At 61.3% G+C, this 14,701-nt stretch carries 16 protein-coding genes and 1 riboswitch; of the genes, 9 read left to right on the top strand and 7 right to left on the bottom strand.

Annotation, left to right across the window (positions count from 1 at the left end):
* Positions 1-74: 74 nt before the first annotated feature.
* Positions 75-848 carry a 5,6-dimethylbenzimidazole synthase gene (bluB, locus tag IPK09_16895; GenBank protein ID MBK7985275.1) on the bottom strand — a complete coding sequence of 258 codons (774 nt, stop codon included), beginning with the start codon at positions 846-848 and terminating at the stop codon, positions 75-77.
* Between the two features lie 43 nt (positions 849-891).
* A riboswitch (cobalamin riboswitch) is annotated at positions 892-1,069 on the bottom strand.
* A gap of 154 nt (positions 1,070-1,223) precedes the next feature.
* On the opposite strand from bluB, the gene IPK09_16890 reads away from it, so the two are divergent.
* From IPK09_16890 to IPK09_16880, 3 genes are all read left to right on the top strand, one after another.
* Positions 1,224-1,475: a hypothetical protein gene (locus tag IPK09_16890; protein MBK7985274.1), complete on the top strand. Its 252-nt coding sequence runs from the start codon at positions 1,224-1,226 to the stop codon at positions 1,473-1,475.
* Positions 1,460-1,798 (top strand): hypothetical protein, encoded by a 339-nt coding sequence (locus tag IPK09_16885; GenBank protein MBK7985273.1) that lies wholly within the window; start codon positions 1,460-1,462, stop codon positions 1,796-1,798. The genes IPK09_16890 and IPK09_16885 overlap by 16 nt, the downstream gene beginning before the upstream one ends.
* Positions 1,799-1,888: 90 nt before the next feature.
* Entirely contained in the window at positions 1,889-2,134 is a 246-nt protein-coding gene (locus IPK09_16880) for a plasmid stability protein (GenBank protein ID MBK7985272.1), read from the top strand.
* Between the two features lie 392 nt (positions 2,135-2,526).
* On the opposite strand, the gene IPK09_16875 is transcribed toward IPK09_16880, so the two are convergent.
* From IPK09_16875 to IPK09_16865, 3 genes are all read right to left on the bottom strand, one after another.
* Positions 2,527-3,708: an adenylosuccinate synthetase gene (locus IPK09_16875; GenBank protein ID MBK7985271.1), complete on the bottom strand. Its 1,182-nt coding sequence runs from the start codon at positions 3,706-3,708 to the stop codon at positions 2,527-2,529.
* Positions 3,709-3,772: 64 nt separating this feature from the next.
* Positions 3,773-4,687 carry a hypothetical protein gene (locus IPK09_16870; protein MBK7985270.1) on the bottom strand — a complete coding sequence of 305 codons (915 nt, stop codon included), beginning with the start codon at positions 4,685-4,687 and terminating at the stop codon, positions 3,773-3,775.
* A 22-nt stretch (positions 4,688-4,709) separates the two neighbouring features.
* Positions 4,710-5,750, bottom strand: coding sequence for a J domain-containing protein (locus tag IPK09_16865; GenBank protein MBK7985269.1), 1,041 nt, complete (start codon positions 5,748-5,750; stop codon positions 4,710-4,712).
* 182 nt (positions 5,751-5,932) lie between these two features.
* Between IPK09_16865 and IPK09_16860 the strand changes: the two genes are divergently transcribed.
* On the top strand, positions 5,933-6,562 hold the full coding sequence (locus IPK09_16860; GenBank protein ID MBK7985268.1) for an NUDIX hydrolase: 630 nt from the start codon (positions 5,933-5,935) through the stop codon (positions 6,560-6,562).
* A 52-nt stretch (positions 6,563-6,614) separates the two neighbouring features.
* Here the strand turns inward: IPK09_16860 and IPK09_16855 are convergent, their stop codons facing one another.
* On the bottom strand, positions 6,615-7,079 hold the full coding sequence (locus IPK09_16855) for an Lrp/AsnC family transcriptional regulator (protein MBK7985267.1): 465 nt from the start codon (positions 7,077-7,079) through the stop codon (positions 6,615-6,617).
* A 154-nt stretch (positions 7,080-7,233) separates the two neighbouring features.
* On the opposite strand from IPK09_16855, the gene ald reads away from it, so the two are divergent.
* Both ald and alr read left to right on the top strand, forming a co-directional pair.
* Positions 7,234-8,352 (top strand): alanine dehydrogenase, encoded by a 1,119-nt coding sequence (ald, locus tag IPK09_16850; GenBank protein MBK7985266.1) that lies wholly within the window; start codon positions 7,234-7,236, stop codon positions 8,350-8,352.
* Positions 8,353-8,510: 158 nt separating this feature from the next.
* Positions 8,511-9,599, top strand: coding sequence for an alanine racemase (alr, locus tag IPK09_16845; protein MBK7985265.1), 1,089 nt, complete (start codon positions 8,511-8,513; stop codon positions 9,597-9,599).
* A gap of 3 nt (positions 9,600-9,602) precedes the next feature.
* Here alr and IPK09_16840 read toward each other — a convergent pair whose 3' ends face one another.
* Complete coding sequence (locus tag IPK09_16840) at positions 9,603-10,124, bottom strand: hypothetical protein (protein MBK7985264.1); 522 nt, start codon at positions 10,122-10,124, stop codon at positions 9,603-9,605.
* Between the two features lie 302 nt (positions 10,125-10,426).
* Between IPK09_16840 and IPK09_16835 the strand changes: the two genes are divergently transcribed.
* The 3 genes from IPK09_16835 (at position 10,427) to IPK09_16825 (ending at position 12,807) form a co-directional block, all read left to right on the top strand.
* Positions 10,427-10,771: a hypothetical protein gene (locus IPK09_16835; protein ID MBK7985263.1), complete on the top strand. Its 345-nt coding sequence runs from the start codon at positions 10,427-10,429 to the stop codon at positions 10,769-10,771.
* Positions 10,772-10,879: 108 nt separating this feature from the next.
* Positions 10,880-11,314 carry an EamA family transporter gene (locus IPK09_16830; GenBank protein ID MBK7985262.1) on the top strand — a complete coding sequence of 145 codons (435 nt, stop codon included), beginning with the start codon at positions 10,880-10,882 and terminating at the stop codon, positions 11,312-11,314.
* A 104-nt stretch (positions 11,315-11,418) separates the two neighbouring features.
* On the top strand, positions 11,419-12,807 hold the full coding sequence (locus IPK09_16825; GenBank protein MBK7985261.1) for a DUF4921 family protein: 1,389 nt from the start codon (positions 11,419-11,421) through the stop codon (positions 12,805-12,807).
* A gap of 104 nt (positions 12,808-12,911) precedes the next feature.
* Here IPK09_16825 and ggt read toward each other — a convergent pair whose 3' ends face one another.
* Positions 12,912-14,687, bottom strand: a complete 1,776-nt coding sequence (ggt, locus tag IPK09_16820) for a gamma-glutamyltransferase (GenBank protein MBK7985260.1) — start codon at positions 14,685-14,687, stop codon at positions 12,912-12,914.
* Positions 14,688-14,701 lie beyond the last annotated feature (14 nt).

Genomic DNA, 14,701 nt, shown 5'->3' with positions numbered 1-14,701 from the left:
AATGGGCGAGCGCCGGCGCGCTGGCGGGCTCGCGACTGAACTGCCCCGGCTTTCAACGCTTTCCAAGAAGACCATCATCCTGTCGCGGCGGTCGAAAAGCTGCTCAGCCATCTTGCGTCTCGCTGATCCCGCCGCAAGTGTTCGCGCAAATTGGTGGTGGCGTCGCCGCCGGTTTCGCCCCAGCGATCCAAATAGACCAAGTGTTCCAGCGGCAAGCGCTCGCGCCAGCCGGCCACTTCCAAATCCGGGCGGTTGTTGAAATGGCTGACGTAGCCCACACACAGATAGGCGACCGGGACGATGCGCGACGGGAGTTGCAAAATCTCGCGCAGCGCGGACGCGCGAAAGATGCTGACCCAACCGACGCCGATCCCTTCGGCGCGGGCCGCGAGCCACAGGTTTTGCACCGCGCACACCGTGCTGTACAGGTCCATCGCCTTGTTGTGCGTGCGCCCCAACACCACCGGGCCGGCCCGGTCCCGGTCGCAGGTCACGCACAGGTTGAGCGGCGCTTCGAGGATACCTTGCAGGCGCAATTGCTGGTAGCGCTCTCGGCGCTCTTCCTCGAACAGCAAGGCGGCTTCGGCGTTGGCGTGCAGGAAGGCGTCGTGCACTTGCTGCTTGATCGCCGGATCGCGCACCAGCAGAAAACTCCACGGTTGCATGAAACCGACCGAGGGCGCGAAGTGGGCGGCGGTGAGCAAGCGCGACAGCACGCCATCCGGGATCGGGTCGGATAAAAACTGACCGCGCACGTCGCGGCGAGAGAAGATGGTTTGATAGACGGCGGCGCGGATGGCGGCCGCGTGGTCGGAATCGGCTGGCGAGCCGAGCGGTTCGATCTTCATGGCGTCCCCTGAATGAAGGATCGCCAGCGGCCCGGCCTTGCCGCTGGTTGACGGTCTTGCGGGCCGGTCTTCTGACTTGGGTTCGACCCGGCCCAGCGCCTTCCCGACCGCGGTCAGTGGCGTGTTGCTGGAACGGTCCCCCTCACAGCGCTGGGCGCGTCGCGGAATCACACCGCGTTCCCGATTCTTCCCGCTGGGACACCCGCAAGAGTTGGATGGGCTCCGGCTGGTCGGAGCCTAGCGCTGTATAGCGCCAAACTGAGCTTGATTACAAGCAAAAGCCAAAGCTTTACTTCATGCCTCCAGCATTGAAAACGCCGTCAACACTTTTTCATGCTATCATGCGGCATGATTTTTTATCACGGGGCTAAGGGTATGGGACTGGTAAAGACGGTGGGTCAAAGCGGCCAAATTACGCTAGGCAAAGCCTATGCGAGGCGGCAGGTGCTAGTGGACGAACTAGAACCGGGTGTGTGGCTGCTTAAACTCGGCGAATTTATCCCCGACAGCGAGCTTTGGCTTCACACGCCTAAAGTGCGAGCCGATCTTGATGAGGCCATCGCGTGGGCCGAGTCGCACCCGCCGGCGGAAACCGATCTTGACAGTCTAGAATGCGGCTCGCCGTGAGCGCCCGCGCCGACCAACCCGACGCCGTTCGGCTCGATCTCAATAATCCGGTTTTTCAGCGACAGTTATTCGCGCTGGAGAAGGCCCAACAACTGGCGGTACTAGCGACATTGCGCAAGCCGTCGAGCTTACGCTGGGCGCAGGTTTATCAGGATCGGGGTTTGCGGTGGGAGGCGATCCATTCCCGTAGCGGCCCGGACGGCCACCGCTTGTATAGCTTGCGGATCAATCAGGGCTTTCGGGCTGTGGCGTATCAGGATGAAGGGGGTTGGCTACGATTGCTCTCGCTGTATCCCGATGATGATGCGGCATATCGCTCGTAAGTCATACCACTATGGATGGAGACAAGCTGACACAGCATTCGCGCAATCAATAAAATTTAACCGTTTTGGTTCCATTTTGGTGATACTGTCATGCTGACAACTTTAACGTTAAAAAATATCCCGGATGAGTTGTATAACCGGCTAAAAGCTTCGGCGGAATTGCATCGTCGCAGCCTTAATAGCGAAGCCATTTTGTGTTTGGAAACCACTCTTTTTCCTAAGAAAATCGATTCTAATGAAAGACTTCTAAGAGCGCGTCAACTACGTCATGGATTAAACGCCACAAACTTTCAGGCTCATGATATTGATGAATTGAAAAGGCAAGGACGGCCATGATTGTGGTCGATACCAACGTCCTCGCTTCCCTGTATTTGCCAGGCGAGCACACCACAGCGGCCGAGATATTGCTGACCCGAGGACCCAATTGGGCCGCTCCAATTTTGTGGCGCAGTGAATTTCGCAACATCTTGGCTGGATAATTGAGGCGGAAAAATCTGACGTTCGAGCGGTAACACCATATTCAGCTTGAAGCTGAGGATTTGATGGCGGGGTCTGAATATCAGATTGATTCGTTCAGCGTCTTGGAATTAGTACGCGATAGCGAGTGCTCCGCTTATGACTGTGAGTTTGTGGCGCTGGCGTTAAGGCTCAATACGAAATTAATAACGATGGATGGGAAAGTTTTAAGAGCTTTTCCAAACGTTGCTGTTTCGCTCGTGGGGGACTGATCAGTGCGAAACCAACGAAATTTCATCTACGCCTAAGGCTAACGTCGTCGCAAACTCATCAATTGTCGCTTGGCATCGCTTTCTATGTTTGTAGTATATCACTTCAGTATGAATAAGCTGATCTAGACATGTTACAGCCAATCTTGGCTTGATCGCCAATCCCGCCAACCGCTCCGCCTCCGTCAAATCCCTGGCGATGGCATCCCGCAGCACATCCAAATCCAACCACCCAAACCGCAACGTACCTTGCCAATCATTCGGAACATTGGTGGCATCCACGATGTCGGGATAGGGTTTTTCCGGCACTTCATGCGGCAGCGGCCCCGCACCGTGACGAGTTGTATACGGCCGCGTGACGTAAGTCACTTCAAGCTCGGTTAAATCCAACTCCCCCGCCAGCGCCAGCACATTACGCAATCCCGTATTCGAACGGGTGACGTATGGAAAAAAACCGCTATCTTGATCGAGCAGTAATCCTTGCGCGCCCTCAAACAACAAATGCCGCCCGCGCGTCGCCGTTTTCAAATCAGCCACCCTTGCCAACTGCAAAAACCGCTCGGTGTCATCGATGAAATGTTCCAATATTGAATCAGATAAAAACAGGTCACTGTTACTTTTGAAACCATCCTCAAAACCCAACCGAGCCAGCCGAGCCGGCGCGTAATCGCGACGGATCGCATCCAGTTTGTCGGCAAGCGCCGCCCGATCCACCAAATCCGCCACGGTCAGGGCATAAGCCGGCGTCAGATTGCGCTCGATGGTCTCGCCGAAACCGATACCGCAACTCCCATGCCGCTCCGCGCCCCGCTTCCGCTCGACGATCTGATTGATCATCATGTCGTAAGGCGTCGTCACCGGGCTTTGCGGGTCGACATAAACCGACGGCTGCACACCCTTGCCCGCCAAGCTCTCGATTTCCCTGAGAAACAGAATCGGATGGGAGACGAAAAACCGCGACAGGAAGGTAGCCGCGCCGACGAACGCGCCGCTGCCGACGTGACTGAACACATGGCGCACGCCCTCCGGCGTCACCACGGTATGCCCGGCCTGCGCGCCGCCGTTGAAGCGGATGACGATGCCCTCACCGCCCGCCCGCGCGGCGTAATAGTCGATCATGCGGCCCTTGCCTTCGTCGCCGAACTGCGCGCCGATCACGACTTGGGCGGTGTTGTGTAAAGCCATGACGCTGCTCCTGCCCGCCGCTCTCGCCCGTCCGTGAGCGAGCGCAACGGCTTACGATGAGAACTCAAAACCGCACCACTCCGGCGGCCGGACTCCGGCCCGCGGCCAGCGCGCCCACGGCCCGCTGCACCACCAGCGCGGTCTGTTTGCTCCAGCTCTTGACCACCTGATTCCGGTCGCGGCCTTCGTTGACCTCAATGGCGGAGACGATCACCTCCGCCAGTTTGGTGTGATCCGACAGACCGATGACGCGCTGGCCCAGCAGATCGGTCCAGCGGTCGCGCACCCCGCGCGGGTCGTGGCGGGCGTGCGAGCCTTCCTCCACGATGACGTGAAAGACGTGGTACAGCCGGCTCACCAGCGTCAGCAGTTCGCGGGAACTGAAATCGCGTTGCGGCGGATCGCCGAGAAAGCGGGTGATCGCCGTTCCCGGCAAATCCAGCGGCGGTTCTTCGTCGCCGACCGTGAACAGATAACCCTTTTTGCCGCGCTTCTCGAAACAGTCGATGGCGGTGTGCATCGCGGCGAAATACCACGGCAGGGTGTAGGACTCGCAGGAGTTGCCGCCGCCGCCCTTTTCCAGCCACAGTTTTTCCAGTTGCCGGGCGATGCGGATGTCGGCCTCGAACTGGGTCACCTGCAACGGGGCTTGATCGCACAGCACATCGCCGATGCCCATGCACAGAATGTGCGGGTCCGAGACCGGCTTGCGGGCCAAAATTTCCTCGACCATGATGCCGAGGCCCTCGCGCGCCAAGGCATCGGCGATCATCCCCATCGAGCCGGTCACATCCAGCCCGACGATGATGGCGGTCGATGCCGGATTCAGGTCGGAATCGCGCGATTCGCGCAGCGCGACGCCGAACGGGTTCAGGTCTTGGTCGATCCCCCGCGCCGCGAACACGGCATCGGTGCTTTTGCCGGCGGTGGAGGCCGCGTATGCGCTCCAATCCGTAGGATTCCAGCGTGCGGTACCCATGATGCTTCTCCTTTTCAATCGATCAATAAAGTTCTTCGACGTTGATATCCAGCTTCACGAACCGGCGTTCGCCGAAACTGTCCTTCAGCACCTGGCTCATCCAGGTCTGATAATCGCGGACGGCGCACCCGTCCGCTGGCCGCCGCAACCAGTCGATCATCGGTGGCGGCGCGGCGTTTTCGCGGGCGAGTCGCGCGCCGCTGGCATCGCCCAGCAGTTCCCGGCCCAGCGCCCGAATCAATTCCAAATCGGTCCGACGGTCGCCGCGCCGATGTTCCATCACCTCAAACGGCGCGTGCTGCACGGTGGCGGCCGGCGCGGCCAACATCGGTTCACCCTGGCGCACCGCGTACCACCAGCCGCCCAGTAAAGCCCCGCCGTGCTGAGACGGTGAAACGAACCAGCTATCGAGCGTGATGGCGTTGTGCGCCAGTTGCGCGTAATCCAGATAGCAGGCGAGATTCAGCAAGGAACTGACGATCCAGGCCACATGCCGGGCGTCCATCCGCCCGCCGAGATGGTCGAGCAGATCGCGCAGCGGCACTTGATCGGCGGCCTTGCGCAACACCAGCACGCAATGCGCCTCGGTCTCGAAACGGCGGACGATTTGCGGCAGAGCGCGCCCGACTTCGGCCGCCATGCGGGCATCGGCGCACGGCAAGCGGTCGAGCGTTTGGAGCGCGTTCTCAAACAAATCCGCGTGCTCTTTTTCGACCACGTAGGCCGCGATTTCCCGGCCGACGAACAACCGGCCCAGCTCGAACGCGCGCTCCTGGCGATAGCGGACCTTGTAGCGCGCGCCGTCGCGCGCCCGCAGTACCAGCAATCCCGGCGTTTGCCAGAGGCCGCCCCGCAGCTTGCGCAGCGCCGCTTCGTACAGCCGGCTGACGTGCTGGAATACCTCGGTCGCTCCTCGCGCCGGGCAACGATCCGGGTGCCAGCGCGCCGCCAGCGCCCGAAACTCCCGTTTCGCGGTCTGTTCGTCGCCGCCGAACAACCGTTCCGGTTCGGTCAGCCCGATAGCCAGCAGCGCTGGCGCGGTCAACAGGCTTATGTCGTTCATCACCATCACCTCCATGAGCGCAAACATTAACAGACTTAATTGTATTTTACAAATAACAATTAAATATTTTTTGGTGGACCTCAACTACGAAAAACGCTTAGAATGATTTTTGTTATTTATTAATAACATCAAACTCTAGTGGAGAACGGCGCGTGGAACAGAACTACCCGCGACCCTGGGTGATGGTGGACATGGCGCTGTTCACCATCCGCGACGAACGCCTGTGCCTGATTCTGGCCCGACGCAAGGAACCGCCGTTCGAAGGCTTGCACGCGCTGCCGGGCGGTTTTGTCCACGCGCAGGAAGACGCCGATACCGAAGCGGCGGCCCGGCGGGTGATTCGCGGCAAGATCGGTTTCGACGCCCCCTATTTGGAGCAGTTGTATACCTTCTCCGGGACCGTTCGCGACCCGCGCGGTTGGTCGGTCAGCGTCGCCTACTACGCGCTGATCCCGTGGCCGCTGCTAGAGCAGAGCGCGTCCGCCGAAGCCTTTCCGGTGGAGGCCCTGCCGCCGCTGCCCTTCGACCACCCTCGGATCGTCGCCAAGGCGGTCGAGCGCCTGCGCGGCAAGGCGACTTATTCATCCTTACCCGCTTTTCTGCTGGCGGCCGAGTTCACCATGAACGACCTGCACCGCATCTACGAGCAAACCATCGGCGCGCGGCTGGACAAGGCGTCGTTCCGCCACAAGATTCTGGAGCAGGACATCATCGAGGAAATCCCGAGCCGGTTCCGCACCGGCGCGCATCGTCCGGCCCAGCTTTACCGGCTGTCGAGCAAGGCGCTCACCGCCTTCGAGCGCAAGATTTAACACCGGCTCGCGCCGGAAAGCGCGCGATCCGATGAGGAGCCACCTGCGCCGCTCAAGCCAGCGGCAAGGCCGTCTTACGACACACCGTCCTCAGCGCGAAGCTGGACCGCAGGCTGGCCACGCCGGGCAAGCGCGATAAATAGGTGCGGTGGATCCGCTCGAAATCCACCACATCGGCGGCGATCACCCGCACCATGTAATCCGGCACGCCCGCCATCAAGTAGCACTCCATGATCTCGGGGCATTCCGTCACGGCGCGCTCGAAGGCGTCCAGCATCTCGTCGTTCTGATTGACCAAGGTAATCTCGACGAAAATGTTGGTCGGCTTGCCGATGGCCCTCTGGCTCAACAACATCCGGTAGCCTTCGATCAAGCCTTCTTCCTCCAGCCGCTTGACCCGTCGCAGGCAGGCCGACGGCGATAAATTGACCCGTTCGGCCACCTCGGCGTTGCTCATCCGGCCATCCGCTTGCAGCAGCACCAAAATCTGCCGGTCGGTGCGATCCAGCTCGATCATTGCAATAAAGTTCGCCAAAAGAGTTCAACCGCTCGATAAAATTCTAATCAATCGCTGCTCAGCGACAATAATAGCAATACAATTCGATGAAAAAAAACATATTATTCTGACGCTACCCAAGGGTTGGCAACCACCAAACAAGAGGAAGAACGTCATGCTTATCGGCGTACCCAAAGAGATCAAAGTTCATGAATACCGGGTCGGCTTGACGCCGACCAGCGTGCGGGAATTCATCGCCCACGGCCACCAGGTCGTGGTGGAAACCAACGCCGGCCTCGGCATCGGCAGTTCGGACGAGGTCTATCGCGCCGCCGGCGCGGCCATCGCCGCCGCGCCGGCGGATATTTTTGCCAAAGCCGACATGATCGTGAAGGTGAAGGAGCCGCAAGCGGGCGAACGCAAGCTGCTGCGCCCGGACCAGATTCTGTTCACCTACCTGCATCTGGCTCCAGACCCGGAGCAAACCAAGGATTTAGTCGACGGCGGCGCGGTCTGCATCGCCTACGAAACCGTCACCGACGGCCAGGGAGGGCTGCCGTTGTTGGCCCCGATGTCGCAAGTGGCGGGCCGGCTGTCGATTCAGGCTGGCGCGGCGGCGCTGGAGCGCGCCAAGGGGGGACGTGGCATCCTGCTCGGCGGCGTGCCCGGCGTGGCCCCGGCCAAGGTGGTGGTCATCGGCGGCGGCGTGGTCGGTGAGAACGCCATCGAAATGGCCTTGGGCATGGGCGCTGACGTGACCGTCCTCGATAAAAACGTGGGCGTGCTGGCCCGGCTGGCGCACCGTTTCGGCGCGGCCCTCAAGACCGTGTACTCGACGCGGGCCTCGCTGGAAGACTATGTGCTGCAAGCGGATCTGGTGATCGGCGGCGTGCTGGTCGCCGGAGCCGAAGCGCCCAAGTTAGTTTCCCAGGATATGGTCAAGCGGATGAAAACGGGCGCGGTGCTGGTGGATGTCGCCATCGACCAGGGCGGCTGCTTTGCCACCTCACACCCGACCACCCATGCCGAACCGACCTATGTGGTCGATGGCGTCGTCCATTACTGCGTCGCCAACATGCCGGGCGCGGTGCCGCACACCTCCACCCACGCCCTCAACAACGTTACCCTGCCCTACGCGCTGGCGCTGGCCGACAAAGGCTACAAGAAAGCCTTGCTGGACAATCCCAATTTCCTGGAAGGACTCAACGTCTGCCAGGGCAAGGTGACCTACAAAGCCGTCGCCGACGATCTCGGCTACCAGTACGTCGATCCGCGCGTCGCGCTCGGCGCTTGAGCGGCGGTAACGGTCGCTCGTTTCAGGGCCGTCGCCGGTAACCGGTCAGAGCCGCTCGCCCGCCGGCGGGCGAGCGGCTGACCATTTCGAGCGTCAGCCGATAGTCGCTCGCGTGGTTGGCGGTATCATGCTCCGGTTGCCACAGGGGAGATGAAGGAATGAAGCCCGTCACCACCGCCACTATCGATCTGGCCGCCCTGCGCCATAACCTGGCCCGCGTTCGCGCCGCCGCGCCCGGTTGCCGAGTGGCGGCAGCCCTCAAGGCGAACGCTTACGGTCACGGTATGCTGCGCGCCGCTCGCGCGCTGGAGGCGGCGGACGTGTTTGCCGTGGCGCGCTGCGATGAGGCGATGGCGTTGCGGGAGGCGGGCATCGGCAAGCCGATCCTAGTGCTGGAAGGGTTCCTGCAACCCGAGGAAATAGAACTCTGCCGCCGGCATGGCTTGCAAGCCACGATCCATCACGAGTCGCAGTTGCGGATGCTGGAGCTGGCCCCGCGCGCCCAGCCCATCGAGGTCTGGCTCAAGATCGACACCGGGATGCACCGCCTGGGCTTCGCGCCCGAGCGGGTGCCCGCCGCGCTGGAACGGCTCGCGGCCTGCCCCAACGCCGCCCCCAACCCGCGCCTGATGAGCCATCTGGCCAAGGCGGATGATCGGGACGATCCGTACACGCGCCAGCAGCTCGATACCTTCAACACCGTGACCCAAGGCAGAGCGGCGGAACGTTCCCTGGCCAACTCCGGGGGGATTCTGGGTTGGCCGGAAACGCATTTCGATTGGGTGCGACCCGGCATCATGCTGTATGGCTGCTCGCCGTTTGGCCAGCGCACCGGCGCGGATGAGGATTTGCGACCGGTCATGACGCTGGCGAGCCGCTTGATTGCGGTTCAGCACTATGCGGCGGGCGAGCCCATCGGTTATAGCGGCACCTGGGTCTGTCCGCGCGCCAGCCGCATCGGCGTGGTCGCCATCGGCTACGGCGACGGCTATCCCCGCCACGCGCCGTCCGGAACCCCGGTATTGGTGAACGGCCGCCGCGCCCCGCTGGCGGGCCGAGTGTCGATGGATATGCTGACCGTCGACCTGAGCGAATTGCCGGAGGCCGAGGTCGGCGATCCGGTGATTCTGTGGGGGCGCGGCTTGCCGGCCGAGGATATCGCGCGCACCGTCGGCACCATCACTTACGAGCTGTTTTGCAAGATCACCCCACGGGTAGTAGTGCTTGAGAGCGCTGTCGATGCCTGAACGTCAGGGCGTTTTCCCTCCCGCCCAGCCGGGAGGGAACGAGCGGGCGTCGAGGTCGCCTTGATTCAACGCGGAATAAATGTTGCCGGCCGGTATCATAACGGGCGACGCGCCCAACGCGGTCAGGATTTCTGCGCCAAATCCCACAATGCGCATCCGAAACCCTTTGATATCCTCCAAAGACTTGATTTCCTTGCGCGACCAGCCGCCCATTTGGGTGCCGGTATTGCCGCCCGGAAAATTGACCGCATTGAATTTAGCGAAGAATTCCCGACTCAACGCCAACCCTTGGCCTTCAGAATACCACGCGTTCAACTGACGGGAGCCGAGGCCGAAGGGAATGCCGGTGTCGATTGAAAACGCCTTATTGGTATTATGAAAATAGAAGCAGGCGGTATGAATGCAATCCACGGTATTTTTTTGGATCAACTCCATGAAGTTGGCAACTGGTACACTTTGTTCGCCCACCAAAACTCGGATTTCGAATTTGTTGTCGGTTAATTCGGCCACCCGCTTGGCTAACATCACTGAACCGTCGCCACGCTGGCGGCAGCTAAACTAAGACTCGTTGTTTTAATAAATTCGCGCCGTTTCATTTTTAAAGTCTCCTTGTTGCTGCTAGTGATGAAGTCCGACAGCAGACCTTATACCAAGCAACCCTAATATTGTTAAGTCATTGGACAAATCTCACTGACTCATCTGACTTGATCCGTTCGAGACCCTGTTGCAGTCGAAGTCCCAAACAACGCCAGCCTGCCTGTCGATCGAACGTTCTTCCAGTCTGAAGGTCGCAATAGCCTTCCAGCTTATCTCGCGGAGCTTCGCCTATGTCGGATACCCTCGGTCTCAAACAGCGCTGGCAGCGCTTCGCCGCCGTCCCGCCGGGCCAGCGCTTCAGGGCGCATTTCAAACAACGGCAGCAACACCAACCGAGCGCCTTTCACCAGAAGATTCTCGCCATCGGGGCCGGCATCCTCATCATGGGTTTGGGGGTTGTCATGTTGGTCGCTCCCGGACCGGGCATCGTCGTCCTCATCATCGGGGCTATGCTGGTCGCCCAGGAGTCCCTTGCCGCCGCGCGGTTCATGGATTGGGCTGACCTCAGATTGCGCAGGCTGCTGATTCGAGGTTTGCGGGTATGGCGGCGTTTCTCAGCGCCGCCGTCGCGCTAATCCGGTAGGGCTTCGAACGACGCAATTACAGCTCGCGGGCTGGCCCAGCCGAAACGCTGGTCGTTCTTTCGTCGGGTGAACCTGGGCTTTTCCAGCTACAATCCGGCCATGATCCCTGCAACAGGCTGGTTGTACTGGGCGTTGCTCTCGGCGATGTTTGCCGCCTTGACCGCCATTTTCGCCAAAATCGGCATTCAAGGCGTCGATTCGGATCTGGCCACCCTCATTCGAACCGCCATCATCATCCTTGTCCTGGCCGCCTTTGTCTGGTTGGCCGGCAAGTGGACCAACCCGCTCGCGTTGTCCGCTAAAACCTGGCTGTTTCTCACCCTTTCCGGCCTGGCTACCGGAGCTTCCTGGGTCTGTTATTTTCGCGCCCTTCAGATCGGTGAAGCCTCGAAGGTCGCGCCGGTCGACAAGTTCAGCCTGGTGCTGGTCGCGGTTTTCGCGTTTGCCTTTCTCGGCGAACGCCCCAGCGTTCAGGAATGGCTCGGGATCGCGATGATCGCCGGCGGCGCGCTGGTCTTGGCTCTGAAGCAGTAGCCACGCTCAAAATCTATTTCCCACGAAACTGCTAAAATATTCGGGAGGCGTACTGCTTTTTCCCTGATGTACTACGTATCGAACACGACGAGGCGAAGCTTGACATGCTGGACCAGATTCCCGAATCCAGTTATCTGATGCGGATGGCCGATGGGACCATCAAACAAGTCAATCCGCTCACCGGAACCGAAGTGTGGACCGTACCCGGTCGGGGCAATCGCCCGCTCGGCGTGCTGAACGCAAATCCCGCTCCGATCGATCCGACCAAGACCGACGCCTATTGCTCGTTCTGTCCTCGGCTCTATCTGGAAACCCCGCCTGAAAAGGCGCGCCTGATTAAGGCCGGCGATCAGTACACCTTGCTGCGCCATCTCCAGGTCGACGCTTTGTTCGATACGGTGGCCGAATTCCGCCGCGTCCCCAACTTGTTCGAAATCATCTCCTTCAATTACTGGCAGAAAAATTTCGACTACCGCCTCCCGGACGCCCTCGAATCGCACAAGCTGACCTATCTGGCGTCGGTGGCTGGCCGCCAGCACGTACTGCGGATGTCGGAGCAACGGCTGAAGGCGGTCGGCATCGATGAATCCGCCTGGGAGCGGATGTCCCTGGACGAGCGCTTGCAGTTCGCCAACGCCTTCTTCGGCGGCGGTCACGAGTTGATCGTCGCCCGCCGCCATTTCGTCGATGGCGCCACTCATGACCACCAACTGGCCTCCTCCGGAGCCTTGACTCCCGAGGAGCATTATCAGTACCTGCACTTCACCATCGACGCCCTGCGCGACATCTACGCCAACAACCGCTACGTCCGCTACGTGGCGGTATTCCAGAACTGGTTGAAACCGGCCGGAGCGTCCTTCGATCACCTCCACAAGCAGCTGGTGGCCATCGACGAACGCGGCGCGCAAAACGGGCTGGAACTGGAGCGGGTGCGAGCCAACCCCAACCTCTATAACGAAGCCGGCGTCAACTTCGCCATCTACCGCAACCTGGTGGTCGCCGAAAACGACCATGCCATCGCCTATGCCGGCTTCGGCCACCGCTTTCCCACGCTGGAAATCTATTCCAAGAGCGAGCGCAGCCAGCCGTGGAATCATTCCGCCAGCGAACTGCGCGGCATGTCCGATCTGGTGCAGGCTTGCCACGCCGCCACCGGCGCGGACGTGCCTTGCAACGAGGAGTGGTACTACAAACCGCCCGATGTGGATGTCCCCATGCCGTGGCGGGTGCTGATCAAATGGCGGGTCTCGACGCCGGCCGGTTTCGAAGGCGGCACCAAGATCTATGTCAACACCATCGATCCCGAAACCATCCGCAACCGGGTGATCTCGCGGCTGCTGCAATTACGCAACGAGGGCCGCATCGCGGCCATCAAAATCGGTACCGAAAGCCCCGGTTTGCCGAACTGTCTGCGCTATAACCCCGCCGTCAGACAGCAGGAATCGGCGCATCCCGAATTTCCGCCGCTGTCGGTCGGCCCGCAGGACGGCTAACGCTAAAATGTCGAGCCCGCTCCCAAGCATCCCGCCTTTAGGAGCGAGCTCGCTGACGGTTTGCGGGCGCCGCTGAAGCGCCCGAACCGACCCATGCGCGCGCCTCACTGTCCGCCGACCGCGCCATCACGGCGCCGGTCAGCGCCGCCCAGGAAGCCCCTCTCGATCGCCTGAATGACGCCCAAACCGCTAACCTGTTCAACGAAGTCCACCCCGTGCCCACGCGCGGCGAGAGCTTGTGCCAGCGCTTCGGCGTCGTAGCCCAAGGTCACGCCTGGAATCGGCCGCTCCAGCTCGGTTCGGCCGTTGCGGTTCATGTAGTGCGGGACATCGATCGCCTCCTGCGGATCGAGCCCGAAGTCGATGACGTTGACGAGCGACTGCGCCACGTAGCCGATGATGCGCGACCCTCCCGGCGAACCGGTCAGCCACTCCAAGCGGCCGCGCGCGTCGAACACCAGCGTCGGGGCCATGGAACTGCGCGGCCGCTTGTTGGCTTCCACGCGATTGACGATCGGCGCACCGTCATCACCGCGCGGCGCGAAGGAAAAATCGGTGAGCTGGTTGTTGAGCAGAAACCCCCGGCCGGGAACCATGACGCCGTTGCCGAAAGAGCTCTCGATCGAGGTGGTCATGGCCAGCGCGTTGCCGTAACGGTCGACGACGGAGATGTGACTGGTCCCGGTGGTATTGGTCGTGCGGTCGGGCGCCGCCGGCTCGACAGCGCCCGGTGGCACGCCGGGGCTTACCGTACCCAGATCGCGGTCGCCGATCAGCGCGGCCCGTCCGGCCAGATAGGTTTTATCCAGCATCCCCCGGACGGGAACCGGCACGAAATCGGAGTCCGCCACATACTGGTTGCGATCCGCGAACGCCAGCCGGCCGGCCTGGGCAAAAAGGTGGACCGCCTCGCTATCCAGCGGATTCGAACCGAGATCGAAGTGTTCGAGGATGCCTAGCATCTGGCCGACCCCCAGTCCCCCCGAAGACGGTGGTCCCATGCTGCATACCGTGTGGCCACGATAGTCGGCGCACACCGGTTTTCGCTCGATGACTTGATAGGCGCTCAAGTCGCTGAGAGTCATATCGCCCGGAAGCGCCAAATCGCCCCGCACGGCCGCCACGAGATCGGCCGCCACGGAGCCGCTGTAGAAACCCGCCGCGCCCCAAAAGGCGATCAGTCTCAGCGTATTGGCGTAATCCGGGTTGCGCGTCCAGGTTCCGGCCGGTTTGGCGGTGCAATCCGCCGCGTTCGCGAAATACTCGAAGGCGGTCCGGTCGCGGAAGAACAACCGTTCTCCGTCCGCGCAAGACGGATTGAGAGCCAGCAGTCCGCCGACTTGGTCGCTGGTGTTCTCGGTCAGTGGGAAGCCTCCTTGGGCCATGAAGATGGCGGGTCCAAACAACGACCACCACGGCAACCGCCCGTAACGTCGGTGCATCACTTCGAGCAAGCGCGGCACGCCCGGAACACCGACCGCCAGGCCGCTTTGCCAAGCCGCCACGAAATCGAGGGGGTTACCATCCTCGGTCAGGAAGCGATGCTCGGTCGCGGCGGCCGGGGCCTTTTCCCGGCCGTCGAAGCTGGTGACCGTCCGAGATCTGGCGTCGTAGTAAACCACGAACGCCCCCCCGCCGAGGCCGCTCGCCTGCGGTTCGACCAGACCCAGCACCACTTGCGCCGCAATCATCGCATCCGTCGCGGTTCCGCCGATTCTGAGCATGAAGGCGCCGGCTTCAGTGGCCCGCGGGTTGGCGGTGACGATCATCTCGCGCTGCGTGCGCACCGCTGGGGACAGTTGTTGTGCGCCACCCAGGGTCGGGATCAAAGCCGTCGCGCCGAGCAGCGCTGCGATCACCGTAAAGCGGAAAGGTTTCATCCTGCTCTCCTCAC

The sequence above is a fragment of the Candidatus Competibacteraceae bacterium genome, from assembly GCA_016713505.1.
Taxonomy (GTDB): domain Bacteria; phylum Pseudomonadota; class Gammaproteobacteria; order Competibacterales; family Competibacteraceae; genus Competibacter_A.
This window is presented reverse-complemented; position numbering and strand designations above follow the sequence as displayed.

Bases quoted from the DNA above. Each gene is read 5' to 3' on its own strand.
- IPK09_16885 (MBK7985273.1), top strand. From the start codon at position 1,460: ATGCGGCTCGCCGTGAGCGCCCGCGCCGACCAACCCGACGCCGTTCGG.
- IPK09_16890 (MBK7985274.1), top strand. From the start codon at position 1,224: ATGGGACTGGTAAAGACGGTGGGTCAAAGCGGCCAAATTACGCTAGGC.
- bluB (MBK7985275.1), bottom strand. From the start codon at position 848: ATGAAGATCGAACCGCTCGGCTCGCCAGCCGATTCCGACCACGCGGCC.
- ggt (MBK7985260.1), bottom strand. From the start codon at position 14,687: ATGAAACCTTTCCGCTTTACGGTGATCGCAGCGCTGCTCGGCGCGACG.
- IPK09_16880 (MBK7985272.1), top strand. From the start codon at position 1,889: ATGCTGACAACTTTAACGTTAAAAAATATCCCGGATGAGTTGTATAAC.
- IPK09_16870 (MBK7985270.1), bottom strand. From the start codon at position 4,687: ATGGGTACCGCACGCTGGAATCCTACGGATTGGAGCGCATACGCGGCC.
- IPK09_16855 (MBK7985267.1), bottom strand. From the start codon at position 7,079: ATGATCGAGCTGGATCGCACCGACCGGCAGATTTTGGTGCTGCTGCAA.
- IPK09_16860 (MBK7985268.1), top strand. From the start codon at position 5,933: ATGGTGGACATGGCGCTGTTCACCATCCGCGACGAACGCCTGTGCCTG.
- IPK09_16840 (MBK7985264.1), bottom strand. From the start codon at position 10,124: ATGTTAGCCAAGCGGGTGGCCGAATTAACCGACAACAAATTCGAAATC.
- IPK09_16835 (MBK7985263.1), top strand. From the start codon at position 10,427: ATGTCGGATACCCTCGGTCTCAAACAGCGCTGGCAGCGCTTCGCCGCC.
- ald (MBK7985266.1), top strand. From the start codon at position 7,234: ATGCTTATCGGCGTACCCAAAGAGATCAAAGTTCATGAATACCGGGTC.
- IPK09_16875 (MBK7985271.1), bottom strand. From the start codon at position 3,708: ATGGCTTTACACAACACCGCCCAAGTCGTGATCGGCGCGCAGTTCGGC.
- IPK09_16865 (MBK7985269.1), bottom strand. From the start codon at position 5,750: ATGAACGACATAAGCCTGTTGACCGCGCCAGCGCTGCTGGCTATCGGG.
- IPK09_16830 (MBK7985262.1), top strand. From the start codon at position 10,880: ATGATCCCTGCAACAGGCTGGTTGTACTGGGCGTTGCTCTCGGCGATG.
- IPK09_16825 (MBK7985261.1), top strand. From the start codon at position 11,419: ATGCTGGACCAGATTCCCGAATCCAGTTATCTGATGCGGATGGCCGAT.
- alr (MBK7985265.1), top strand. From the start codon at position 8,511: ATGAAGCCCGTCACCACCGCCACTATCGATCTGGCCGCCCTGCGCCAT.